This window comes from Nocardia mexicana NBRC 108244 (assembly GCF_001613165.1).
Lineage (GTDB): Bacteria > Actinomycetota > Actinomycetes > Mycobacteriales > Mycobacteriaceae > Nocardia > Nocardia mexicana.
Genome location: NZ_BDBV01000022.1, coordinates 186102 through 211040 on the forward strand (window position 1 = coordinate 186102; position 24939 = coordinate 211040).

The following is a 24939-nucleotide window of genomic DNA, read 5'->3' on the forward strand; positions in this document are numbered from 1 at the left end:
TCGCACCGAGGTCCATGGTTGTAATCGGGGTCACAGATCCGGTGTGGCCGCATGCGTCAACCTCCGCCCCGCTGTGGGCGAGGGCCGTACTCGAGAGGAATCCGTTCGTGTCGAAGACGATCGTCGAACAGCTCGCCGACTTCACCACCCAGGTCGACTATTCGCGCTTGCCCGAGCGGGCGGTGGTCGAATCCAAGCGCATTCTGCTGGATTCGATGGGGTGTGCCCTGGGTGCGGTCGACCAGCACAAGGGCAGGATCGGCATCGAGTACGGACGGCTGACCGGCGGGTCCAACGGTGATGCGACGATCATCGGAACCGCCGACCGGGTCTCGATCTTCGGTGCGGCCTTCGCCAACGGCGAGCTGATCAACGCCCTGGACTTCGACGCCGTGCTGCCGCCGGGGCACGTGACGCCCTACGTCCTTCCGCAGATCATGGCCGTCTCGGAGAGCCGGAGCCGCTCCGGCCGGGACGTGATCGCCGCGATCGCGCTGGCCCACGAGATGTCGTTCCGGTTCTACAAGGCCATGGACTATCTGCGTGATGTCAAGGACGGCAAGATGAATCTCGCGAACGTCCTCGGTTACAGCAACACGATCTTCGGGGCGACCGCTGCCGTCGGCCGACTCGGGGACTACTCACCCGCGGTGTTGGCGAATGCTCTCGCGATCGCGGCGAGTACCTCTCCGGTGAACTCCCAGCGCTCGTGGACTGCGCATGCCCCCACCGCGACCATCAAGTATTCGCTGGCCGGTGCGCTCACCCAGGCGTCGCTCACCGCCGCCTACATGGCCGAGCTGGGTCACCGGGGCGATCTGCCGGTGCTCGACGACGCCGAGTACGGGTACCGGCGCTTCATCGGCACCCAGCGGTGGGAGCCGGACCGGATCCTCGAGGATCTGGGTGAGAACTGGCTGTTCCCCGCCGAGCAGACCTTCAAGCCCTATCCGCACTGCCGGATTCTGCACGGCCCGCTGCACGCGCTGACCGAGATCGTCGAGCGCAACGACCTGAAGGCCGACGAGATCGACGCCATCCGGTGCTGGGGTGAGGCGGCCGTGCTGCATCCGCTGTGGCTGAGCAACGCCATCGAGCACACCCACGACGCGCAGTTCAGCATCGCGCACGGCCTGGCCGTGGGGGCACATCACGTGCTGCCCAGCAAGCGGTGGCACGATCCGGAGCTCGTCTTCAGCGACTCGGTCATGCGGCTGATGGACCGCGTCACCTTCCAGCCGCACCCGGACTACTTCGCCGAACTCGCGGCCCATCCGTCGGCCCGCCCGGCGCGGGTCGAGGTCGACGCGCGCGGCACCACCTTCGCCGCCGAGCGCCGATTCCCGAAGGGCAGTCCCTCGCCCGATCCGACCACCCGGATGACCGACGACGAGCTGATCGCCAAGTTCCGCGTCAACGCCGAGGGCGTCCTCTCCGAGGCCCGGATGGACAGCGTGGTCGAGGCGGTGTTCGAGCTCGACGAGGTGGACGACTTCGGGGTCGTCATGCGGCAGCTCGGCACCGATACCAACTGAAAATCATTCAGAAGCTAGTCGCCGACCCGTCAGCAGTGCGGGTCGGTGCGAGGAGAAGACGATGGTCTGGCAAGGCAACTACACGAAACTGTTCATCGGCGGCCGGTGGACGGATCCGACGGCGACCGAGAAGATTCAGGTGATCTCGCCCTATACCGAGCAGGTGGTGGCCGAGGTGCCGCTGTCCTCGACCACGGATGTGGATCGGGCCGTCTCGGCGGCCCGGCACGCCTTCGATCACGGACCGTGGCCGCAGCTGCCGCTGTCCGAGCGGATGGAGGTGATGAGCCGGGTCAGCGCCGGGCTGGGGGAGCGGCAGGAGGAGATAGCCCAGCTGATCACCGCGGAGATGGGCAGTCCCATCACGTTGTCGCGTGGCGCGCAGTCGCTCGGGGCGAAGATGCTGCTGGACGCCTTCCTCGAACTCGCACCGCGATACGAGTGGAGCACGATCCGGAGGTCTTCCAGCGGAACGGGTTTGGTGACTCGGGAGCCGATCGGCGTTGTCGCGGCGGTGATTCCGTGGAACGTACCGCTGCAGATCACGATGCTCAAGCTGAGCCCGGCCCTGCTCGCCGGATGTACGGTGATCCTGAAGACCGCGCCCGAGGCGCCGCTCAACGCCTATCTGTTCGCCGAAATCCTCCAAGCCGCAGGGCTTCCCGACGGCGTGGTCAACATATTGCCCGCCGATCGCGGGGTCAGTGAGCACCTCGTGACGCATCCGGACCTGGACAAGGTGTCGTTCACCGGATCCACCGCGGCCGGGCGGCGCGTGGCCGAACTGTGCGGGCGGGATCTGCGGCGGGTGACCCTGGAACTCGGCGGCAAGTCCGCCGCGGTCATCCTCGACGACGCCGATCTCGACCTGGCGATCGGCCAGATCCGGAAGCTGTCGATGCGCAACAACGGGCAGGCGTGCAGCAACAAGACCCGCATCGTGGTCGCGCGCAGCCGGGAGGCGGAACTCCTGGATCGGCTGACGGCCATGGTCGAATCTATGCCGGTCGGCGATCCGGCCGATCCGGCGACGGAGGTCGGGCCGGTGGTGAGCGCGCGCCAGCGCGCCATGATCGAGGGCTATATCGAGATCGGCCGCAGTGAGGGCGCGAAGGTCACGGTGGGTGGTGGCCGTCCGTCCGGTCTGGACCACGGGTGGTTCGTGGAGCCGACCGTCTTCGCCGGTGTCGAGCCGAATATGCGGATCGCGCAGGAGGAGATCTTCGGGCCGGTGCTGTCGGTGCTGAGCTTCCGCGACGAGGACGAGGCCGTCGCGATCGCCAACAACTCGGAGTTCGGGCTCAACGGATCGGTGTTCGCCGCCGACCCCGCGCACGCGCTGGCGGTCGCGCGCCGCATCCGCACGGGGACCGTGGAACTGAACGGCAACGTGGTCGGATTCCATTCTCCGATCGGGGGATTCAAGTCCAGCGGCATCGGCCGCGAGGCCGGGCTCGAAGGCTTCGACGGCTACGTGGAGCCGAAGTCCTACGGCCTGCCGCCCGAGCTGGCGGATTCCCTGTCCTGACGAGAAACAACGGATCGACCCGGCGGCGGCCGGAAAACTGGAGGAATACCGATGCGCGGCATTGTGTTCAACGGTGATCGCGAGCTGGAGATCGCCTCGTTCGACGACCCGGAACCGGGTCCCGCGGACGCGGTGGTCGAGATCAAAGCGTCCGGTATGTGCGGGAGTGATCTCAGGTTCTATCGAGCGCCCGCGGGAGAAGCGCTGGCGGCGTTCGGTTTACAGGGCGACGGGGCCGGGATCATCGCCGGGCACGAGCCGTGCGGCGTCGTCGTCGAGGTCGGAGCCGACGTCGACGACCGTGTCGTGCGGGTAGGTGACCGGGTGATGGTCCACCACTACGACGGTTGCGGGTTCTGTGATCGCTGCCGCACGGGGTGGACGCAGATGTGCGAGCGGGGCGCCAAGATCTTCGGGGCGACCGCCCACGGGGGTCACGCCGACTACATCAAGGTGCCCGCCCGCACCCTCGTCCCTTTGCCCGACGAGCTGAGCTTCGCCGCCGGCGCGGCGATCGCGTGCGGGACCGGAACGGCCTTCGGCGGGCTGGTGCGCCTGGATCTGAACGCTCGCGACACCGTCGCGATCTTCGGTCAGGGGCCGGTCGGCCAGGCCGCCGTGCAGCTGGCGGCCGCTATGGGCGCCGAGGTCATCGCGGTCGACGTCGCGAGTGAACGAGTTGCTCGCGCAACAGAATTCGGCGCCGCGCATGCGATCGACTCCGGCGCGACGGATGTGGTGGAGGCGATCCGCGAGCTTACCGGCGGCAAGGGTGTGACCCGTGCGCTGGACTGCTCGGGAGCGGCGGCCGCGCGGGTGGCCGCGGTCCGGGCCACGTCCCCCTGGGGTCGGGTCGGATTCGTCGGGGAGGGCGGTGAGGTGACGCTGAACGTCAGTCCCGACATCATCCGCAAACAGTTGACGATCGTCGGCTCCTACACCTTTTCCGTTGTGGGACAGGGCGAGTGCGCTCGATTCATCGCCACCCACGGCGTCGACGCCGACAAGGTCTTCACCGACCACTGGAGCCTGGACGACGCCGAGGACGCCTACCGGGAGTTCGACAAGCAGACCGGCGGGAAGGCCGTCATCGAGTTCTGAGCCCGGCGGAGGGTGCTGCGCGCCGAAGAGAGATATCGTATCTCTCTTCGGCGCAATGCGTTTCACAGTGCGTTATCACCTGTGCACGGTGCGGACAAGCACCCGGGGGACGATCGGGGGCGAAGCAGAAGGGCCGTGGCAGCTCGGCTGCCACGGCCCCGCTGTACCGGTTCCGGCGTCAGTACAGCGTGTATCCGCCGTCGACCGCGAGCGTCACGCCGGTGACGAACGATGCGGCATCCGACAGCAGCCACAGCGCGGCCTCGGCGTGTTCGACGGGCTCGCTCGCCCGCCGCAGCGCATGCGTGGCGGCGACCGTGTCGGCGTAGGACGGGTTCTTCTCGAGATACTCGAGGTACATCGGGGTCTTGGCCGTCGACGGGCCGATGGCGTTGACGCGAACACCCTGCTCGCCGTACTCGGCGGCCGCCGCCTTCGTCAGACCGGCGAGGGCGTGCTTGGAGGCGGTGTACTCGGCGGCCTTCGGGATATAGATGAACGACCCGACGGAGGCGGTGTTGACGACCGCGCCGCCGCCGGTCCGGATCATCGCCGGGATCTCGTACTTCATGCAGAGGAACGGGCCGGTGACATTGATGGCGAAGATCCGGTCGAATTCCTCGCGCGTCACGTCGACCAGGTTCTTCCCGGTGTTGGGTACGCCCGCGTTGTTGAAGGCGCCGTCGAGCCCGCCGTAGGCGGACACCGCGGCGGCGACCATGGCCTCCACCTGCGCCTCGTCGGTCACGTCCACCGTGACGAACTGGGCGGTATGGCCCTCGGCGGTCAATTGTTTCGCCAGCGCCTCGCCCGCCTCGGTCGTGACGTCGGCGATGGTGACCTTGGCGCCCCGCTCCGCGAAGAGCCGTGCGGCCGACTCCCCGATGCCACTCGCGCCGCCCGTCACGATGATGGAGCGTCCTTCGATTTCGGCCATGATGTGTCTCCTGTCGGTGTTGTTGTCGGTTCAGCTCGCGGCGGGGTCCGGCAGCAGGCCCAGCTGAGTCAGGAACGAGGCGTTGTCCCAGTACACGCGGTGCTCCACGACCTTGCCGTCGCGTGCGGTGAAGGTGTCGACGAGCGGGAAGGTCACCGCGCGGCCGGACGGGGGCACCTCGCCCTGCGCGGTGGCCAGCGGGCCGGTCTGAGTGCCGGAGAACGTCAGTTCGGCGATCGCGGTGTCGCCGTCTCGCCAGATGTTGCGGCGGTCGATCTTCATATCGGGGAAAGCGGTGATGAAGGCCTGGATCAGGCCTCGCAGCGCGTCGATGCCCTGCAGTGGGCCGGTGGGGAACTCGGCCGCGACGTCGTCGGCGAACGGACTGGCGGCCAGCTCGAGATTGCCGGACTCCAGGCCGTCGTAGTGCTTGTGGACGAGGTCGGTCAGCTCGCTCATGGCGGTGGCCTTTCGGATAGCGCGGGCGAGGACGCCCGAGATCGAAGATGTTAAATATATTATGCGTCATGTCTGTGTGATGTGAAAGGGTCTGTGCGCCAACGCCTGTCCTCCTCAGTGCACCGCCGCGAACATCAGCCGGGTCTCGTCGGCCTCCTCGGGATCGAATTCGGCCGCGATCGTGCCGTTCTTCGCGACCAGGATCCTGTCCGAGAGGGCGCGGATCTCCGGCATATACGACGAGATGACGACGACGGCGACACCGTCGTCGGCGAGGCCGCGGATCATGGCGTGGATCTCGGGGATGGTCCCGAGGTCCACACCGCGCGTCGGTTCGTCGATGATCGCGACGAGCGGTGTGCGGGTGAGGCCCTTGGCGAGCACGACCTTCTGCTGATTGCCGCCGCTGAGCTCCTCGAGCGTCGCGCGGTGCGGTTGCAGGGTTCGCACCTGGAATCGCTCGACGAACCGTTGTGCCACAGACTTTTTGGCTCCTGGCCGTACTACCAGGGGGAGGCGCGCGGCACCGCACAGATGGCCCAGATAGATGTTGTCGGCGATGGTCAGGTGGCTGAAGAAGCCCGAGGCCTTACGGTCCTCGGTGATATAGACGATGCCCGCCTTGCGCGCGTGGCGCGGCGTCCGGAACCGGACCTCGCGACCGTTCAACCGCGTGATGCCGCCACGGAGCCTGCGCCGCTTCATGATTCCGCTGACGATCATCGCGACCTCGCTGCGGCCCGCGCCCACCAGTCCGTAGATTCCGACGATCTCACCGGCGTATGCGGAGAACGACATGTTGCGCACCACCGGTAGTAATGTCACGTCCTCGACCTCCAGGACGGGGATCGGTTCCGGTTGGCGTCCGGCGGGCACGCGGCGCATTTCGACGTTGCGGCCCACCATCATTCGCACCACCTCGTCGCGGCTGAACTCCGGCCGGGTCAGTGTGCCCTGCACCTCCCCGTCGCGCAGCACGGTGATGCGGTCGGCCTGCTCGAAGGCCTCGTCGAGCATGTGGGTGATGAAGATGACGCCGATGCCCCGGCGCTCGAGATGCCGCATCGACATGAACAGCTGCAGGCGTTCCTCGGGGGTGACCGAGGAGGTCGGTTCGTCGAGGATCACCACCTTCGCATTTCGATGCACGGCCCGGGCGATCTCGACCATCTGCTTCTGGCCCACGCCGAGCGTTCCCACCGCCACCTCGGGGCGGATGTGAAAGTTGTGGGATTCCAGCAGTTCTCGTGCGGCGATGTTCAGGTGAGCGAGATTGTTGAACACCTTCTCGTCGCCCATGAAAAGGTTCTGCGCCACCGTCATCGACTCGACCAGTGATCCCTCCTGGTACACCATCGAAATCCCGGCGTCCACAGAGTCTTTCGGTGCCGTGAAGGCGCACTCGCGGCCGTCGACCTGCACCGTGCCGCTGTCGTGGGCGACCGCGCCGGAGATGATCTTGACCATGGTCGATTTCCCGGCGCCGTTCTCGCCCAGCAGGGCGTGGATCTCGCCCGGCCGGACGTCGAAGTCGACCCCCCGCAGCGCATAGGTACCGCCGTAGCGCTTGCTCACCTCCGACAGCCGGATGACCGGCACGTTCGTGACCGCACTCACGTTGTCCCCGTTCGGCATTCGCGTTGCCACCTCATTCCTCCTCACTGTGCAACCGCAGCAGATTTCCGAACCCCTTCGCGGCGGCGACCAGATGGTCGCCGTCGACCGCCACCCCGGTGATGCCGTGCCGCTCGCTGTCGACTCGGGCGTGGGCGCTCTCCACGACGCGGCCGGTCCGGTCGATGCGCAGCACCAGCCCGCACGAGCGGGCCGGAGCCCACGGTTTGACCACGCCGAGTACGCGCAGCTGTCCCATCTGCATGGTGTCGGTATAGGGGTTCGCGCAGCGCAACCGCGGCACGAACCAGTCGTCCGGGTCGATCTCCGCCACCATCTCCTCGATGACCTTCGGTTCGTCCAGCAGCATTTCGGTGACACGGTTGCGGATGTAGGGCGCCGCGACCCACCAGCCGTCGGCGGCGGTCCGCAACCGCCCCGGGTACAGCGGCATGTTCGCGGCGATCGCTCGGGCGGTTCGAGCCGGAGAAGCGATGGTGCGCAGCTCGATTCGATGATCCAGGCTCAGCGACACCAGCACTTCGGTGTCGGAGGCGACCTCGATTCCCGACGGCCAGCCGAGGCTTTCGGCCTGGATCCGTGCGTCCGGGCCGTCCACCCGGACGATGAGCCCCGACCGGTCTCCGCGCACGAGGGCCCGAGACCAGCCGTCGGCCGTCTCGTGCCGCGAACCCACGGTGGCCGCGAGCGAACCGTCGGGAAGTACGGCGAGATCGGTGACGCAGGACGATACCGGCCCCCCGCTGCACAGCTCCTCGACCGTCCCCGCCGCATCGATCGAGAACAACCCGGTGCCTTCGACGGCCGCGATGAGCCGATCCTGCCGCCACACGAGTGGGCCCACCGGTCCGGGCAGCTCGGCGAGCGTGCGCACCCGCTCGTCACGCAGCTCGAAAACCGCACTCGAGCTGCTGAAAAGCACCGCGCCGGAGTCGGTTACGATCACGTCGTCGGGCTCGTAGGCACCCGTCGGCAGCAGGTCGGCGGCCTCGTCCAGGCGGCGGTTGGGTCGCAGACCCGCATCCATCGGCGGCACCGTGCGATGGCGCCCCCACGCCGGATTGATCCATTCGGCAACAGTCCTGGCCGTGCGATTCATGCGTTCACCTCGGCGGGGGTACGAGCGCTGCCGCCCAGGCCGGGCACCTGCGCCGGGTCGATCGAGCCGATCTCGCTCGCGTCGAGAGGCAGTCGTCCGATGCGGTTGTTGCTGACTCCGCACAGATAGAGATGCCCCGCATGCTCCTTGACCGACGTCACCATCGGGTAGTTCTCCATCGTCTCGTCCCACAGCACCTGCAGGATCTCGCCGCGGTCGTCGAACTTCACCACGCACGACATGTTGAGCTGCGGCACCACCCAGTTGTCCAGGGAGACTTCGCGAGTCATGCGCCGCCGCACAGCCGGATGTCGGCGCAGCAGGTCCGACATCGGAGTTCGCATGGCGCACAGCGGAAGCCAGTAGTTGCCGTCGGAGGACCGGTTGAGGTTGTCCGGGTACCCCGGCAGGTTCTCGAGGACGGGCTCGAGCTGTCCTTGCTTGGGCCCGGCGATCCACAGTCGATCCACTCGGCACAGGCCGGTGCTCACGATCAGGATCGACATGCCATCGTGCGCGGTGCAGATCCCGTTGGGGAATACGTGATTGGAGACGACGACATCGGTGCTGCCGTCCGGGTCGATGCGGATGACGCGCCCGTTGGCCCGGAACTCGACCAGCTCGACGAGGAAGTCGGCCGTATTGGTTCGGGTCGAGAAGTCCGAGGCGTAGATCGATCCGTCGGGGGCGATATCGAGGTCGTCTATCGCGCGCAACCCCGAATCGTCGAGCAGCGACAGTCGGCTCCGCCTGACCTTGTTGGCCAGCAGTTCGTGCTCGCCGTCGGGGGATATCCGGTAGACGCCCATGCCGCCGACCGCGACCACCAGCTGCCCATCGTTGTCGAGGACGTGACCGCAGGGGAAACCGCCGGTGCGAGAGAAGATTTCGCCCTCGGTGCGGCCCGGCTCGAACTTCCACACCCAGCCGCGCTGGTCGCCGCAGAACACGTTGCCGTCGTTGTCGACCGCGCAGTCCTCGGCGCCGCGGATCTGCCCGAGCCCGATCGGCGGCGCCGCGGTCAGCCTGCTGTTGAGGTTCCAGACGCTGCCCGGCGCGGTCACATCGATCAGCGGAGGCAGCACGAGCCGCGCCGGATCGATCTTGAGTTTTTCGACCGTGCGCTGCCGGTACTTGCCCCATTCGAGGTCCAGAATCGTGAAAACCAGCAGCACCGCCGCCAGAATCACCGTGTAGTAGGAACCCTGGGCGCCCTCGGAGATCGTCGCCTGCTGCACGACCGCGACCACCAGCACGCCGACGGTGGCTCGCAGCACCGATCCGCGGCCGCCTTTGAGGCTCACCCCGCCCAGCACAACGGCCGTCAAAGCGATGATCTCCCAACCCTTTCCGACGTTGGGGTCGGTGCGGCCGAGCCGGGCCGCGGTCAGCAGACCGGCCAGTCCCGCCAGCGCACCGGACAGCACGTAGATCCAGAAGGTGGTAGCGAGGACCGGAATTCCGTTGCGGCGCGCGGATCTTCGATCCGAGCCCACGGCCGTCACCCACCAGCCCCACCGTGACCGGGTCAGCCCCAGGTGCACGACGAGGAGTACGACCAGGAACAGGAACCATTCGGTCGGGATTCCGGCGATCTTGCCGAACCCGAGGAATTCCCAGACGATATCGGGCTTCGAGACGCCGATCCGGGTGCTGAAGGCGTTCTGGAACGCCGTGGCGGCCCCGCCGAATGCGATGAAGGTGACGAGAGTCGTGATGAACGGCCGCATCTTCAGCCGCGCGATCAGGAAACCGTTGACCGCGCCGAGTGCCGCACCGGTGAGGACTGCCGCGGGCACCACGACGGCCATCGGCCAGTCCCACACCCGGTTGGCCACCATCGCCCCGATGGAGGCGACGCCGACGATCGAGCCGACCGACAGATCGATACCACCGCCGACCAGCACCACGGTGAGCCCGATGGCCAGCAACCCGAATTCCGTGGCCTGGTCGAGGATGAGCGGCGCGTTATCGGCGCCCACCTGGGTGGTGGCGAGGACGAAAGCGCACAGAATCAGAGCGAGCGCCAGCGGTACGGCACCCTCCATCCACCGCTTCTCGAACAGGTCCGATAGTGTGCGGTAGCGGGCGATGCGGTCGGTCCAGCGACCGCCGGTGAGTGCGAAAGAGTCGACGCCCCTGGACAATTGCTTGATTCCCCGTCGCCCGGCGGTCAATGACCTGCTTGCCGGGGGCGATTCCGAGTCGGTGTGCGTGGTCATGCTCACCGGCCCTTGTAGCAAGCGATGGAGATGTCGTCGACATTGGTCTTGTCGACCAGCGCGTCGGCGACGAAGGCGACGGTGTGGCTGCTGCCGGGCTGGGCGCCGGTCTGGATGAGCTGCTGGGTCGCCGCGACGGCGGCCTCGCCGATGCCCTGGACGTCGTAGGCGACCGAGGCGGTGACCAGTCCCTGCTTCATGGCCTCGCAGGTGCCGCTGTTGGCGTCGAAGGTGTACACGCCCACCGAATCCGGCGCCACCTGACCGCGGGCGACGGCGCTGGCGACGGTCTGACCCACGGTGACCGCGTTGACGTCGTAGGTCACCAGGAATCCGCAGAGCTTGCCCTGCTGTTGTTGCAGCATCGAATCCGCCGCCTGCTGTGCCACCGCGTTCTGGAACTGCGAATGCGAGACGGTCACGGTGTAGCCGAGCGGCTCCAGCACCTCGCGGATGCCCTGGTTCCACTGCAGCGAGGCGGGGTCGTTGCCGGGCCCGTCGATCACCGAGACCTGCTTCGGTGCGTTGCGCCGGCCGCAGTCGTCGGCCGCTCGCTGCGCGATGGTCCGCGCCGCGCGGTGGACGTCGACGCCGATGAACGCGTCGCCGAGCCGGGTCGACATCATATTGAGGACCACGGTGCGGATTCCGGCACGTTCGGCTTGCTGAATCGCGTTGTCCAGCAGGCCCAGATCTTGATTCTGCAGGACGAGGACGTCGACGGCCTTGCGGGCGATGAGGTCGTTGATGATGCTGATCATCCGGTCGCTGCTGAAATTGGCGTCGTACACCTCGAAGTCGGCGCCGAGGCTGCCGAACGCCCGCTCCATCGTGGAGCCCCAGTTCTCGGTCAGGGCATAGCCTTTGTACAGGATCGGGACGAAGGCGATCTTCTTGTCCTTCATCACGTCGTGGGCCTTCTGCACGGCGGGCATCAACTCCACGTTCGCGCCGAAAGCCTGGTCACCGCTCGCCTCGCCGCCGCCGCTCGCTCCACTGTCGACCGAACATCCGGCGACCGCGAATGCCGCCAGCGCCGCCGTCACCAGTGCGAGTATCTTTTTCCTGCTCATCGTTGAACACTCCTGAATTCGGATTACTAGGGTGGGAAAGGCTCTGTGCCGGAATGGGTTACAGTTCGCCGGACTTCTCGGTCTCGACATTTCTCGGATGCAGCCAGGCATCGAACGCGATGGCCGCGATAAGGACCGCGCCGCGGATCAGATCCTGAACGGCGGTGCTGAGGCCGTGCAGCACGAGCAGGTTGTTGAGCACGCCGACGAACAGCGAACCGGCGAGGACGCCGAGAATCGTTCCCCGCCCGCCGGACAGTGAGACGCCGCCGATCACCGCGACGGTGAGCGCGGTGAACAGAATCGGGTCGAAAGAGGTCACGGTCGTCTGCACGCTGCCCTGAATCGACACCGCCACGTACCCGGCCAGCACGGCGAGCAATGCCGCGATCACATAGGTGAGGACCTGCAGCGGCCGAACCGGCGCGCCGGTGATCCGCGCGGTGTCGAAATTGTCGCCCATCGCTCGAATGAGACGGCCGGGAGAGGTGTAAGAGATGAACAGCCATGCCACGACGAAGACCGCGCCGGCCACGAGCACCGGCCGCGGAATCCCCAGCACGGAGCCGCTGCTCAGTTCGGCGATCAACGACGAACCCGGCACGTTGTAGACGTTCTGGCTCAGGAACAGGAGGTCGATTCCGCCGATCGCGAGCATGCCGGTGGCGAGCGTCGCGAACAGCGCGGGCACCTCGAAATAGGCGACCAGCACGCCGTTCACGATCCCGGCCAGCAGCCCCAGCCCGGCCAGTAACGCGATCGCCTGCCATTCCGGCATGCCGCGGTGCATGAACGCGAGGGTCGCCTGGGCCGCGCCGAGCCCGATACCGGCCACCGACAGATCGATGCCTTTGCCGAGAATGACGACGGCCTCTCCGACGGCGAGGATTCCGAAGGCGGCCGACAGGCTCAGAATGCTGGTGAAATTGCCGAACGACAGGAAGTTGGGCGTCAGCATCCCGCCGACGACACATACCAGCGCCGTGATCCCGATAACGAGATACGCCTGCTCGACCCGGGAAATCCGATCTCGCGGTGAGACAGGAACTTTCGCGTCCAGCGTGGCTTGCGCCGGGAATTGTCGTGGCCCCATCGCCGCTCCTCGTCCGTCATGTGATGTGGCTGACAACTGTGGCCCAGAGCACATCGCCGCAACATCCGGCGCTGGTCGGATTCGGCTACGACCTTCGGACGATGGCCCCTACCGTCGGGGGGAGGTTTTCGGGCCGGTGACCTGGCAGTTTTGTGGGCGGCTGACGGTGCCCGCAAGAACAAGACTGTTTGTCGGCGAATTCTCTCGGCATTGTGGCACGGCCGATTCGAGATAGGGAGAACCGCTGATGACGTCCACGCCGAATGCCGAGATTCCGTTGCATCTGGCCGGGAACAATGCGCCGGTCACCGAGGAGGTGACGGTGGAGCCGAGGGAGGTGGTCGGCCGGATACCGGCCGAGCTGGACGGGATGTTCGTGCGCAACGGCCCGAATCCGCGGACGGGCTGGTCGCCGCACTACTTCGCCGGTGACGGCATGGTGCACGCGGTTGCCCTGCGGGACGGGAGAGCCCGGTGGTATCGGAACCGATATGTGCGGACCCCGCTGTACGACAATCCCGGCCGGTCGCGTTTCGATCTTGCCCTCGATGCCGCGACCGGGACGGTGGACTACCGCGTCACCACCGCCAACACGCATCTGCTGGTGCACGCGGGCCGCTTGCTGGCGCTCGAGGAGGGCGGCTTCCCCTACGAGTTGAATGCGGCGCTGGATACGTTGGGGCCGTTCACTTTCGGTGGTGAACTGACCACACCCATGACCGCGCATCCGAAGGTCTGCCCGGATTCGGGGGAGCTGCTGTTCTTCGGAGGGCGACTGCGGGCGCCGTACCTGACATATTACCGGGCCGCGCCGACCGGTGAACTGCTGCAGTCGCAGGTGATCGAGGTGCCGCGGGCGACGATGATGCACGACTTCGCTGTCACGGCACAGCATGTGGTGTTCATGGATCTGCCGGTGGTGTTCGACCGAGCGGTGGGGTGGCGGTGGGACGACGCGCACCGGGCGCGGTTCGGGGTGATGGCTCGCACGGGTGGACCGGTCCGCTGGTTCGATATCGCGCCCTGCTACGTATGGCACACGCTCAACGCGTTCGAGGCCGACGGCAGCCTGATCGTCACCGGTACCCGGGTACCGAGCTTGTGGCGCGGGGGCTCCGGCGACATGGGCGGCGAGTTGCCGCGCTTGCACCGGTGGCGCTTGGACCTGGCGCGCGGCACGGTAACGGAGGAGCAGATCGACGACGTGTCCGTGGAGTATCCGCGAGTGGCCGACGCGCTGATCGGTCGTGCGCACCGCTTCGGTTTCGTGAGCAGCTTCTCCCTGGATGTCGAACGGCGCCACTCGTGGGTCTACCGCTACGACTTCGCAGGCGGTGTGACCCGTGCGGCGCATAAGCTACCCGGCGGCCACACCTGTGGGGAGGTGGTCTTCGTTCCGCGGCGCGACGCTGTCGGCGAGAACGACGGCTACCTCCTCGGATTCGCCCACGACCGTGCCCGCGGCACCGGCTATCTGCTGATCCTCGATGCCGGTGACCTCACCGCCGACCCGGTGGCGGAGGTCCACCTGCCGGTGCGCGTGCCCGCGGGATTCCACGGCACCTGGATCCCGTCCGGAACGCTCGCTGCCCACCGGTTCCACTCCTGATCCGCGGCTGAAATCCTGCCGAGTGTGGCCGCGAACTGTCCAATATCTGCACACTCGCTGCGCCGACACATGGCGATCATGGTGGTGCAGGCGACCTGCGGCACCCTGATAGGAAGGCATCAGCCACCGATGAGCAACACACCCGACCAGGCGACCATCGAGCTCGCCGAGAACTGGGTCAAGGCCCTGAAGAACATCGACCTGTTCCTCGAGATCACCACCGAGGACTGCCAGGTGTGGCACAGCGCCGACGACAAATGGGTCTCGGTGGCCGAGGCCGTCGCCGCCGTCTACGAGCGCTCCGGTGACGACGGCGTGCCCGACTTCCGTGCCGAGGGGATCACCTACACCGAGAACGGCTTCTTCAACGAGGCCTCGACCGAGGTTCAGATCAGCGGTCAGCGCGTCAAACTGCACCTGCTGCAGATCGTCGAGGCCCGCGACGGTAAGGCTGTCCGGGTACGCGAGTACATCGGCCCCGAAATGGGCATCCAGCCGTAAGAGCAAGTGAGCCAATGGAAAGCGCGCGGACCGGCTCACCCGGACCGCGCGCTTTTTCGCGGACGAGGAGGAGGGGTACACAACATAATATATAATGTTCTAGTTGATAGTGCTGACAATACGGGAGGACGGATATGAGTCGCTACGCGCGCTTCGAGCACCTGCGGGTGGACGGGCCCGACGATGCGGGAGTCGCCGAGCTGGTGTTCGACGCCCCGAACCTGAACGCGGTCGGCGAGGGCGCCCACGCCGATCTGGCGCAGGTGTGGCGCGAGTTCGACTCCGACCCCGAGGTCAAGGCGGTCGTCATCCGGGGCGAGGGGAAGGGGCTGTCGGCGGGCGGTTCGTTCGCGATGGTCGAACGGTTGCGCGACGACTTCGAGGTCCGGTCGCGCGTGATGCGCGAGGCCCGCGATCTCGTCTACAACGTCCTAGATTGCAGCAAGCCGATCATCTCCGCGATCCACGGCCCCGCTGTCGGCGCGGGCCTCGTCGCGGCCGTACTCGCGGACGTGTCCGTGGCGACCAAGACCGCGAAGATCATCGACGGGCACACTCGGCTCGGTGTCGCGGCCGGTGACCACGCCGCGATCTGCTGGCCGTTGCTGTGCGGCATGGCGAAGGCCAAGTACTACCTGATGACCTGTCGTCCGCTCACCGGCGAGGAAGCCGAGCGCATCGGCCTGGTATCGCTGTGCGTCGAACAGGATTCCGAACTCCTGCCGACCGCGCGGGAAGTGGCCCGCGAACTGGCTTTGGGTGCGCCCACCGCGATCCGGTGGACGAAGCAGTCGCTGAACAACTGGTACCGCCAGGTCGCGGGGTCCATCTTCGACGCTTCGCTGGCACTGGAGTTCTACGGATTCGGCGGCCCGGAGGTCCGAGAGGGTCTCGCCGCTCATCTCGAACACCGCAAACCCCAGTTCTGAGTGGGCCTGGCTGCTGAGACCGGTTGTGAGACATTACTTCTCAGGGCCGGTGTCAGTGTTCTCGGAGTCGGTGTCCGTGACGGGATCGTGCCAAGGGCCGCGCTGATCGAGCATGCCGAGCACGCCTTGCGCGCCGTCGAGAATATGTCTTTCGGTGAGCTCCCCGGCGCGCTGGGCGTCGCGGGCACGCAGGGCCTCGATCAATTGCGGGTGGTCGTTGCCGCTGGCTGCCAACCGGCCCTCCAGCGACGCGTAGAAGCGATTCGGCAGGTGCCTGACGACCGACCCCAGCAGCAGGGTGAGCCGGTGTGAATCGGCGGTCAGATTGATATGGCGATGAAAGTCGTGCCCGAATCCGGCGGCGGCGTCGCGATCTCCCGCGCCGATGGCGTTGCCGAGTTTCGCGTTGATCGCCTCGAGTTCCTCGATCTGTTCGGAGGTGATCCTGCCCGCGGCGCGAACGGCCAGCTCTGCGGCGAATTGTGCCTGAGCCCAGAACAAATCGTGCACATCCTGCTGTGAGACCGGTGCGACGACGAATCCGCGCCGCGGCACCAGTTCGACGAATCCCTCACTGCGCAGCGCGAGCAGACCCTCGCGCACGGGTGTATTGCTGACACCCACCGCCTCGGCGATCGGTTCCATCCGCAGGAACTCTCCGGGGCGTACCTGCCCTGACATGATCAGTTCGCGAACATATGCAGCGACTTCCTCCGGCAGTTGCTGCCGCCCGCGGTTGCCGCGGATGCGGATCAAATTGTCGGCCACGGTTCGCCTTTCCGTCTATGTGCGGAACTGTCAGGTGAGCAGCACCAAAGTGTCGGCGACGCAGGCGGGTTTCGTCTCGTCGGCGGCGTGCACGACATAGCGCGTGGTCAGGATGGCACCGGCGGTAGTGTCGCGGAGTTCGGTGAAGGTGGCGGTGCAGCGCAGGGCCGAATCCACCGGGACGGGATCCGGGAAGCGCACCTTGTCGATGCCGTAATTGACTCGGGCCGTGCCGAATTCGAGCGCAAACAGCTGCTGTCCGAAGTACGGCAGCAGCGACAAGGTCAGAAAACCGTGGGCGATGGTGCGGCCGAACGGGCCACCGGCGGCGCGCGCCGGATCGACGTGAATCCACTGGTGGTCGCCGGTCGCTTCGGCGAAGGCGTCGATGCGGTGCTGGTCGATGGCCAGCGGCTGGCTCGGGCCCAGCCGTACGCCGAGGGCGGCGCGGACCTGATCGAGATCCGTGAATGTACGAACCATGGCCGGTTCCCCTGTCATCCGAGGCCGATTTCGACGGTCGCGTTCGGGCCCGCTGCCTCGGCGCCGGGTCCGAACAGCTCGACCCGCAGCGCATTGCCGTCCTGGCAGGTCCGCAACTGCGCGGGTTGGGCGCAGAACAGGGGTGCGCGGTTGCGGTGCCTCAGCCGGGCGGGGCGTCCGGTGGCGCCGGTCAGACGCCGGACCTCGGCCGCGGCGAGGGTGATCAGGGGGCCGTGGACGACCAGTCCTGGATAGCCCTCGACGCGGGTGGCGTACGGCCAGTCGTAGTGGATGCGATGGGCATTGGCGGTGGCGGCCGAGAATCGCATCAACAGGGTCGGATCTGTCGCGAAGTCCCAGCGACTGTCCCCGGCGGACCGGAACGGGCCGCCGGCCGGTGTCAGCGCCGCCGCCGCGGCGACCGGCGCGTCCGTCGTGCTGGGGGCCGAGGGTTCGCGGTAGATGAGGTCTTGGCGTTCCTCCACCGCGAGCTCGCCACCGTCGCGGTAGAGCCTGGTGCCGACCACCACCACGACCAGTTTTCCGGAGCGACCGGACTTCTCGCTCACCGATTCCACCCGGGACACCCGGCGCACGGTCTCGCCGACGTGGATTTCGCTGTGCCAGTGGACTTCACCGCCGGCGAACATGCGTCGCGGGAGAGGAACGGGCGGCAGGAAGCTGCCCCGCGCGGGGTGCCCGTCGGTGTCGATCTGTGCCGAACCCGGCCAGCGCGGCAGCGCCACCCAGTGCCACATCGGTGGCAGTTCGTCACCGGGCCGGGGTGTCGGCAGCCCGTCGTCGAACAGCGCCGCCAGCGCGGCGACCGGACCGGGATCGATGATCTCGTCGGTGGTGACGGTATGTGGTTCCCACTGTCGCATGACTGCTACATCAACCTTCCGCCGGTGACCTCGAGTACGGTGCCGGTCATGTAGGACGACAGATCGCAGGCGAGAAACAGTGCCACCGAGGCGATTTCGCCGACCTCACCGGCACGGCCCAGCGGGATCTCGGTCATCTTCTGCTCCCACACCCGCTCCGGCATCGCCTCGGTCATCGGGGTGCGGATGAGGCCGGGCTGAATGGCGTTGACCCGAATGCCATGGTGGGCGACCTCTTTCGCGGCGGCCTTGGACAGGCCGACGATCCCGGCCTTGGCGGCGGAATAATTGGTCTGCCCGACCAGGCCGACCTTGCCCGACAGCGACGACAGGTTCACGATCGCGCCGCTTTTGCGCTCGCGCATGATCGCCGCGGCCTTGCGGGTTCCGTTCCAGGTGCCCTTGAGGTGCACGGAGACGACCTGGTCGAACTGGTCCTCGGTCATGGTGCGCATGGTCGCGTCGCGGGTGATGCCGGCGTTGTTCACCATGACGTCCACGCCGCCGTAGGTGTCCAGCGCGGCCTGCAGTAGCGCGTCCACATCCGCGGAATCGGTGACTTCACAGCGGACTCCGATGGCCTTGCCGGGCCCGCCGAGGCGTTCGGCGGCCTGCTTCACCGTGTCGGCATCGAGGTCTCCGAGCACGACCCGGGCCCCCTCGGCGATGTACGTCTCGGCGATGGCATAGCCGATGCCCTGTGCGGCGCCGGTGATGACCGCGGTGCGGTCCTGCAGCAATGGTCGGGACATTTCCAACTCCGTTTCGTCGGGCGTCAGGGCAGGGGAGTGTTCGCTCGGGTCAGGATGCGATGGGCGCGGTCCACGACCGGCTTGTCGACCATCTGCCCGTCGAGTACGGCGGTATCGCCGGTACCGCTCGCCTCGACTATCGATGTGGCCCAGCGGATTTCGTCGGCGCTGGGGCGCAATGTGGCACCGGCCGTGCCGATCTGGCGGGGATGGATGCAGAGCTTGCCGGTGAATCCGAGCCTGCGGGCGTGATTCACCTCGGCGATGAGCAGTTCCGGGTCATCGATACTGCCGGTGACGCCGTCGATCGGTCCGGGCAGGTTCGCCGCGGCCGAGGCGAGCACGAGTGTGCTGCGCGCCGCCGCGAGCGCGTGGTGGTCGCCCGGGTCGATGCCGAGTTGGGCCGCGAGATCGAATGTTCCGATGGCCAGCCGCCGCACGGTCGCGACCTGGGCGACCGCCGCCGCGTTCAATACGCCGTGCGCGGTCTCGATCAAAGCGATGAGTGTGGCGCCCGCGCCGAGGGCTGTCGCCGCGTCCAGCAGTGTGCCGGGATCTTCGGCCTTGGGGACCATCACCGGGGCCCTGTGCTGAGCAAGCATCGCGAGATCGGCTGCATGCCAGGGAGTTCCGGTGGCATTGATGCGTACCGCGCCGCTGTTCCCGGCGGTGAGCCACTGGTGGACATGGTCGCGAGCCTCGCCCTTACGGGCGGGGGCGACCGCGTCCTCGAGGTCCAGCACGATCAGGTCCGCGCCCGAAGCCTGGGCTTTGGGAAACCGCTCCGGTCGGTCGCCGGGCACGAACAGCCACGTCGCGGCCGTTCGCACGGCGGCCGTCGCGGATGAATCCGGTGGTGCGGTCATGCGCGCCGCCCGGCTTCCCGGAGCAAGCCGCCCCCGATGATCAGACGCTGAATCTCGCTGGTGCCCTCGTACAGTCGCAGCAGCCGGACATCGCGGTAGATGCGCTCGACCGGCACCTCGCGCATGTACCCGGTGCCGCCGTGGATCTGAACCGCGAGATCGGCCACCTTACCGACCATTTCGGTGCAGAACAGTTTCGCCGCCGAGGGGCCGAGGCGCCGGTCCGCACCGCTGACATAGCGTTGCGCGGCTTCGCGAACCAGCGCGCGACCGGCCATCACACCGGTCTGCTGATCGGCGATCATGGCCTGCACCAGCTGGAATTCACCGATCGGCCGACCGCCCTGAGTCGCCGACGCCGCGTAGGCGACCGATTCGTCCAGCGCGCGTTGCGCCGAACCGACCGCCAGCGCGGCGATATGCACGCGGCCGCGGGCGAGCGACGTCATCGCCGCCCGGTATCCGACGTCTTCCGAGCCGCCGACCAGAGCGGATGCGGGCACTCGTACGCCGGAGAACACCACGTCCGCGGTCCAGGCGCCTTCCTGGCCCATCTTCTTGTCCTTGACGCCGACCTCGACGCCGGGGGCGTCGGCGGGAACCAGGAACACCGCGATCCCCGGGCCCGATTCGCCGGCGGGGCGGGTGCGCGCGAAGACCACGAACAGATCCGCGATCGGCGCGTTGGTGATGAACCGCTTCTGGCCGTCGATCACCCAGTCGTCGCCGTCGCGAACGGCCTTGGTGCGCAATCCCGCCGGATCGGATCCCGCGCCCGGCTCGGTCAGCGCGAAGGAGGCGACCACTTCGCCGGAGGCTATGCGTTCGAGCCATCCGGCCTTCTGCTCGTCGGTGCCGAAGTTCACCAGCACCTGGCCCGCGATGCCGTTGTTGGTGCCGAACATCGACCGCAGCGACAGCGAGGTGTATCCGAACTCCATCGCCAGCTCGACATCCTGGGTGAGGTCCAGACCCAACCCGCCCCACTGCTGCGGGATCGCATAGCCGAACAGGCCCATCTCGGCGGCCTGTTTGCGCAGATCGCCGGGAATGGCGTCGGCCTCCATGATCTCCTGCTCGCGCGGCACGACCTTCGTTCGAACGAAATCACGCACATGCGCCAGGATCGCGCTGAAGTCCTCGGGGCCCACCTCGGGCATTCGATCACCGTCCTCTGGTCCGTCGAAGAATATTATATAAAATGTATATGCCGCAAGCGGTGCCGGCTGCTTCGGTGGCCGCCATGGGCCAGTTCGATCGAGATGGGTGTGAGGATATTGTCGAATCAGCAATTGTTGCGGCGGGTCGCGATCGTCGATCCGCTGCGGACTCCTGTCGGAACCTTCGGCGGCGCGCTGCGCGATGTCGCGGTGGAGGACTTGGCGGCCACCGTGGTTCGCGAGGTGGTCGCGCGGTCCGGCATCGATCCCGAGCGCATCGATGACGTCGTGTTCGCGCAGTCCTACGCGAACTCGGAGGTTCCGTGTGTGGGGCGCTGGGTGGCGCTGCACGCCGGGCTGCCGATCGGGGTGCCGGGGATGCAACTGGATCGGCGCTGCGGGGGTGGGCTGCAGGCTCTGGTGACGGCGGCGATGATGGTGCAGACGGGCGCCGCCGACGTGGTGCTGGCGGGTGGGGTGGAATCGATGAGCCGCATCGAGTACTACTCGACCGCCACTCGCTGGGGTGCGCGGGCGGGTACCGTCTCGCTCTACGACCGCCTCGACCGTGGCCGCGAGCGGTCGCAGCCGGACGAGCGGTTCGGCCGCATCTCCGGAATGATCGAAACCGCAGAGAATCTCGCCGGCGACTACGCGATCGATCGCGAGAGCGCCGACGCGTATGCCGCGCGGAGCCACCAGCGCGCGGCGGCGGCATGGAAGAACGGCCGCTTCGACGACGAGGTGGTGCCGGTCGCGGTGCCGCAACGGCGCGGGGAACCGCGAATAGTCAACGCCGACGAGGGAATACGGCCCGACAGCACCAACGAAAGCCTCGCCAAGCTGCGTTCGATCACACCCGGCGGCACGGTGACCGCCGGTAATGCGAGCCAGCAGAACGATGCGGCCTCGGCCTGTCTGGTGGTGGCCGAGGACCGACTCGCCGACCTCGGAGTGACGCCGATCGGATTTCTCGACGGCTGGGCCGCGGCAGGCTGCGATCCCTCGCGAATGGGTATCGGCCCGGTGCCTGCGGTCGCGAAACTCGCTGCGCGCCAAGGTACCGACACGCAGAAGCTGTTGAACGGGCTCGATCTGGTCGAGTTGAACGAGGCCTTCGCCGTGCAGGTGCTCGCGGTGCTGGAGGGGTGGGGCTGGCGCGATCACGATCGGCTCAACGTCAACGGTTCCGGTATCTCGCTCGGACATCCGATCGGCGCGACCGGCATGCGGATGGTGACCACGCTGTTGCGCGAACTCCATCGCCGCGGCGGCGGGAAGGGGCTCGCCACGATGTGTATCGGTGGCGGTCAGGGACTCGCCGCGACGGTCGAAGCGGTGTAGTGACCGCACCGATGGACCTGAAATAGAACATATAGGCACGAAGGAGAACAATGAACACCCTTACCCCCGACGAGCAGGAGATCGTTGCCCTGGTCGGCAAATTCGTCGACGAGAAGGTCCGTCCCCGGGTGCGGGAGTTCGAGGCCGACGACATCTACCCCGGCGAGCTGATCGATGAGATGAAGCAACTCGGGTGCTTCGGCCTGCTGGTCCCGGCGCGGTTCGGTGGAATCGAGGTCAGCACAGCGTGTTTCGCCCGGATCACCGAGGAACTGGCCCGCGGGTGGATGAGTATGGCCGGTGCGATCGGCGGCCACTCGGTCATCTCGTATCTGCTGCGGACCTTCGGGACCGAGCAGCAGCAGGAGAAGTTCCTGCCCAAGATGGCCACCGGCGAGATCCGGGCGACCATGGCCCTCACCGAACCCGGCGGCGGCAGCGACCTGCAGGCCATGCGCACCACAGCCCGGGCCGACGGCGACGACCTGGTCGTCAACGGGAGCAAGACGTGGATCTCCAACGCCGCGCACTCCGGGCTGATCGGGCTGCTGTGCATCACCGACCGCGACGCCCGGCCCGCGCACCGGGGGATGAGCGTCGTGCTCGTGGAACCCGGTGCGGGGCTGGTCATCTCGAAGAAGCTGCCGAAGCTCGGTTATCGCGGGGTGGAGGCGTGCGAGCTGGTGTTCGAGAATATGCGAGTGCCGAGCGCCGCGATCCTGGGCGGCGCCCCCGGTGCCGGATGGAACCAGATGATGCGCGGGCTCGAGGTCGGCCGCGTGCAGGTCGCCGCCCGCGCCGTCGGGGTGGCGCAGGCGGCGCTCGCCGACGCGACCGCCTATGCCCAGCAGCGCGAATCGTTCGGGAAGCCGATCTGGCAGCACCAGGCGGTCGGCACCCACCTGGCCAACATGGTTACCAAGGTGCAGGCGGCCCGCCTGTTGACCGCCGACGCCGCCGACCGCATCGACCAGGGCGTGCGGGCGGATATGGAGGCCGGTATGGCCAAGCTGTACGCCTCGGAGGCGGCGATGGAGGTCGCCCTCGACGCGATGCGCGTGCACGGCGGCTACGGCTACTCCCGGGAGTACGAGGTCGAACGTTACTTCCGCGACGCCCCGCTGATGATCCTCGGCGAGGGCACCAATGAGATTCAGCGCAATGTGATTGCGGCGCAGCTGATTTCCCGAAACAAGCTCGACGACCGGCTCTGATTCCGGAGTCGGCGGGCACGCGCTTCCCTGGCCACGCGGTCGTCGCAACGAGGGGTTGCGATGACCGCACAGCCGTCCCGCCCATGGTGCCCGCGTCGTGCTGCCGAATCAGGCTGTTCTGTCCATGGTTCCCGTGTCGCGCGGCCGAATCAGGATGTTCTGTCCATGGTTCCCGCGTCGTGCAGCCGAATCAGGATGTTCCGCCGACGGTTCCCGCGTCGTGCTGCCGAATCACACTGTCCCGTCGATAATTCCGGCGTCGTGCAGACGGCCCAGTTCGGCGTCGCCGAGGCCGAGAATTTCGGTGAGGACCTGGTCGGTGTGCTCGCCGAGGCCGGGCGCGATGGCGAAGTCGCCGTATTCGGCGCCTATGCGCAAGGGGGATCGGGTGGACAGCACCCGGCCGACACCGGGCTGCTCGACCTCGCCGAAGATCGCGGGTGCGCCCTGTTCGCGAAAGGTGGCCGCCACCTCGTGCACGGTGCGGAACCGGCTCCACAGCACACCGGCGTCGCTCAGTGTTCGGTCGATGTCCGCGAGGGGCCGGGCGGCGAACCAGGGTCGCAAGGTGGCGGTGATGATCTCGCGATAGCTGTACCGGTCGGCCTCGGTGCGGAAGTCGGCGCCGAGGGTCTCCTCGAGCGCGTCGAACACCTTGCCGGTGCCGGTGACCGTGCGCAGCGCGTCCCAGTGACGCACGGTGAGGGCGACGACCATGACGCGGCTGCCGTCGGCGGTCGCGAAATCCGCTCCGTAGCTGCCGTACACCTGGTTGCCGTGCCGCGCACGGCTGCTGCCGAGCTCGTCTGCCTCGGCCAGCCAGCCCAGATTCGCCAGCGTGGAGAAGGCCACGTCCGCCAGGGCGATCCGGATGAAGGACCCGACCCCGTCGCGCGTGCGACGGTGCAGGGCGGCCAGCAATCCGGTCGTGGCGGTCATACCAGCCAGCAGATCCCAGGCGGGCAGCACATGGTTGACCGGTGCGGCCGATTCGATAGGGCCGGTCATATCCGCCACTCCCGCATCGGGATTCACGGTGTAGTCCACGGCCGCGCGACCGTCGGCGTAGCCGTCGATGTGGACCTGGATCAGATCGGCGCGGCGTTCGGTCAGGGCCTCGTAGGACAGCCACGGGCGGCCGACGTTGTTGTCGACGACGATGCCCGCATCGGGACCGGCGCCGGTGGCGAGCGCGATGACCAACTCGCGGCCCTCGGGGGAGCGAAGGTCGACCGCGATCGACCGCTTACCTTTGTTCAGCGCCGTCCAGTACAGGCTGCGGCCGGTGCGCTGCGACAGCGGCCAGCGGTTGTAATCGGCGGCGCCGCCGATCGGATCCACCCGGATGACATCGGCCCCGAGCTGGCCGAGCGTCATCCCGCCCGACGGGCCCGCTACGAAACTGGCGAACTCCAGGACGCGCAGCCCGGCCAGCGGGCGCCGGGTCGAGTCGTCGATGGTCGAGTCGGGCCGGGTGATCGTCATCGAGTTGCCTCTGCTCTGTTGCGGGGTGGGATTGTCGGTCATGGTGGTTGCCACGGAGACGGTGGGCAATATTAAAGTATAAAATATATGATACTTCTGTTGGCCCCATCGACATCATCTGCGCCCATCCGGGCAGCAGCGGACCTCCGGCAGCGTCTACGGCCAGCTGATCGACGAAATAGGGTATGTCACAATGGCATTCGATGCTTCCTACCGGGGAATGAGCGGCGGTGAACCCAGGTATCCGGCGGATCCCGGCGCG

22 protein-coding genes are annotated in these 24939 nt (G+C 67.2%); 8 read left to right on the forward strand and 14 right to left on the reverse strand.

Going from position 1 to position 24939, the window contains the following annotated elements; all coding sequences use genetic code 11:
• Window positions 1-107 precede the first annotated feature (107 nt).
• From NM1_RS09355 to NM1_RS09365, 3 genes are all read left to right on the forward strand, one after another.
• On the forward strand, window positions 108-1535 hold the full coding sequence (locus NM1_RS09355; protein WP_068016640.1) for an MmgE/PrpD family protein: 1428 nt from the start codon (window positions 108-110) through the stop codon (window positions 1533-1535).
• A 61-nt stretch (window positions 1536-1596) separates the two neighbouring features.
• Window positions 1597-3063, forward strand: a complete 1467-nt coding sequence (locus tag NM1_RS09360; RefSeq protein ID WP_068016642.1) for an aldehyde dehydrogenase — start codon at window positions 1597-1599, stop codon at window positions 3061-3063.
• A gap of 51 nt (window positions 3064-3114) precedes the next feature.
• The gene (locus NM1_RS09365) at window positions 3115-4164 is read left to right on the forward strand and encodes a zinc-dependent alcohol dehydrogenase family protein (protein ID WP_068016647.1); all 1050 of its coding nucleotides are present in this window, start codon (window positions 3115-3117) and stop codon (window positions 4162-4164) included.
• A 178-nt stretch (window positions 4165-4342) separates the two neighbouring features.
• Here NM1_RS09365 and NM1_RS09370 read toward each other — a convergent pair whose 3' ends face one another.
• The 7 genes from NM1_RS09370 to NM1_RS09400 all read right to left on the reverse strand — a co-directional run bounded on the left by NM1_RS09370 (window position 4343) and on the right by NM1_RS09400 (window position 12682).
• Window positions 4343-5101 carry an SDR family NAD(P)-dependent oxidoreductase gene (locus NM1_RS09370; protein ID WP_068016650.1) on the reverse strand — a complete coding sequence of 253 codons (759 nt, stop codon included), beginning with the start codon at window positions 5099-5101 and terminating at the stop codon, window positions 4343-4345.
• Between the two features lie 30 nt (window positions 5102-5131).
• Window positions 5132-5560, reverse strand: a complete 429-nt coding sequence (locus NM1_RS09375; RefSeq protein ID WP_068016654.1) for an ester cyclase — start codon at window positions 5558-5560, stop codon at window positions 5132-5134.
• Window positions 5561-5674: 114 nt separating this feature from the next.
• Window positions 5675-7207: a sugar ABC transporter ATP-binding protein gene (locus tag NM1_RS09380; RefSeq protein WP_246010763.1), complete on the reverse strand. Its 1533-nt coding sequence runs from the start codon at window positions 7205-7207 to the stop codon at window positions 5675-5677.
• Window position 7208: 1 nt separating this feature from the next.
• Entirely contained in the window at window positions 7209-8294 is a 1086-nt protein-coding gene (locus NM1_RS09385) for an SMP-30/gluconolactonase/LRE family protein (RefSeq protein WP_068016656.1), read from the reverse strand.
• Window positions 8291-10441, reverse strand: a complete 2151-nt coding sequence (locus NM1_RS09390; RefSeq protein ID WP_169814223.1) for an ABC transporter permease — start codon at window positions 10439-10441, stop codon at window positions 8291-8293. Before NM1_RS09390 ends, NM1_RS09385 begins: the two co-directional genes overlap by 4 nt.
• A 77-nt stretch (window positions 10442-10518) precedes the next feature.
• Window positions 10519-11589: a sugar ABC transporter substrate-binding protein gene (locus NM1_RS09395; protein WP_068016662.1), complete on the reverse strand. Its 1071-nt coding sequence runs from the start codon at window positions 11587-11589 to the stop codon at window positions 10519-10521.
• 58 nt (window positions 11590-11647) lie between these two features.
• A complete protein-coding gene (locus NM1_RS09400) occupies window positions 11648-12682 on the reverse strand; it encodes an ABC transporter permease (protein WP_169814224.1) in 1035 nt (344 codons plus the stop codon).
• A 247-nt stretch (window positions 12683-12929) separates the two neighbouring features.
• Here NM1_RS09400 and NM1_RS09405 point away from each other — a divergent pair, with 247 nt between their 5' ends.
• The 3 genes from NM1_RS09405 to NM1_RS09415 all read left to right on the forward strand — a co-directional run bounded on the left by NM1_RS09405 (window position 12930) and on the right by NM1_RS09415 (window position 15721).
• The gene (locus tag NM1_RS09405; protein WP_068016668.1) at window positions 12930-14291 is read left to right on the forward strand and encodes a carotenoid oxygenase family protein; all 1362 of its coding nucleotides are present in this window, start codon (window positions 12930-12932) and stop codon (window positions 14289-14291) included.
• Between the two features lie 129 nt (window positions 14292-14420).
• Complete coding sequence (locus NM1_RS09410; protein ID WP_114699417.1) at window positions 14421-14792, forward strand: nuclear transport factor 2-like protein; 372 nt, start codon at window positions 14421-14423, stop codon at window positions 14790-14792.
• A gap of 134 nt (window positions 14793-14926) precedes the next feature.
• Window positions 14927-15721 carry an enoyl-CoA hydratase/isomerase family protein gene (locus tag NM1_RS09415; RefSeq protein WP_068016675.1) on the forward strand — a complete coding sequence of 265 codons (795 nt, stop codon included), beginning with the start codon at window positions 14927-14929 and terminating at the stop codon, window positions 15719-15721.
• A 33-nt stretch (window positions 15722-15754) separates the two neighbouring features.
• Here the strand turns inward: NM1_RS09415 and NM1_RS09420 are convergent, their stop codons facing one another.
• From NM1_RS09420 to NM1_RS09445, 6 genes are read right to left on the reverse strand one after another with little or no spacing between them, the layout of a single operon-like run.
• Window positions 15755-16489, reverse strand: a complete 735-nt coding sequence (locus NM1_RS09420; protein WP_068016678.1) for a GntR family transcriptional regulator — start codon at window positions 16487-16489, stop codon at window positions 15755-15757.
• 30 nt (window positions 16490-16519) lie between these two features.
• Window positions 16520-16972 carry a MaoC family dehydratase gene (locus NM1_RS09425; protein ID WP_068016681.1) on the reverse strand — a complete coding sequence of 151 codons (453 nt, stop codon included), beginning with the start codon at window positions 16970-16972 and terminating at the stop codon, window positions 16520-16522.
• A gap of 14 nt (window positions 16973-16986) precedes the next feature.
• The gene (locus NM1_RS09430; RefSeq protein WP_068016684.1) at window positions 16987-17856 is read right to left on the reverse strand and encodes an HTD2 family dehydratase; all 870 of its coding nucleotides are present in this window, start codon (window positions 17854-17856) and stop codon (window positions 16987-16989) included.
• Window positions 17857-17861: 5 nt separating this feature from the next.
• Complete coding sequence (gene fabG / locus NM1_RS09435) at window positions 17862-18608, reverse strand: 3-oxoacyl-ACP reductase FabG (RefSeq protein ID WP_068016687.1); 747 nt, start codon at window positions 18606-18608, stop codon at window positions 17862-17864.
• Window positions 18609-18631: 23 nt separating this feature from the next.
• Complete coding sequence (locus NM1_RS09440; RefSeq protein ID WP_068016690.1) at window positions 18632-19474, reverse strand: HpcH/HpaI aldolase/citrate lyase family protein; 843 nt, start codon at window positions 19472-19474, stop codon at window positions 18632-18634.
• Window positions 19471-20634 carry an acyl-CoA dehydrogenase family protein gene (locus tag NM1_RS09445; protein ID WP_068016692.1) on the reverse strand — a complete coding sequence of 388 codons (1164 nt, stop codon included), beginning with the start codon at window positions 20632-20634 and terminating at the stop codon, window positions 19471-19473. Before NM1_RS09445 ends, NM1_RS09440 begins: the two co-directional genes overlap by 4 nt.
• 135 nt (window positions 20635-20769) lie before the next feature.
• On the opposite strand from NM1_RS09445, the gene NM1_RS09450 reads away from it, so the two are divergent.
• Entirely contained in the window at window positions 20770-21978 is a 1209-nt protein-coding gene (locus tag NM1_RS09450; RefSeq protein ID WP_246010789.1) for an acetyl-CoA C-acetyltransferase, read from the forward strand.
• Window positions 21979-22028: 50 nt separating this feature from the next.
• Window positions 22029-23192 (forward strand): acyl-CoA dehydrogenase family protein, encoded by a 1164-nt coding sequence (locus NM1_RS09455; RefSeq protein ID WP_068016699.1) that lies wholly within the window; start codon window positions 22029-22031, stop codon window positions 23190-23192.
• A gap of 231 nt (window positions 23193-23423) precedes the next feature.
• Here NM1_RS09455 and NM1_RS09460 read toward each other — a convergent pair whose 3' ends face one another.
• Entirely contained in the window at window positions 23424-24677 is a 1254-nt protein-coding gene (locus NM1_RS09460) for a CoA transferase (protein WP_068016702.1), read from the reverse strand.
• Between the last annotated feature and the right edge of the window lie 262 nt (window positions 24678-24939).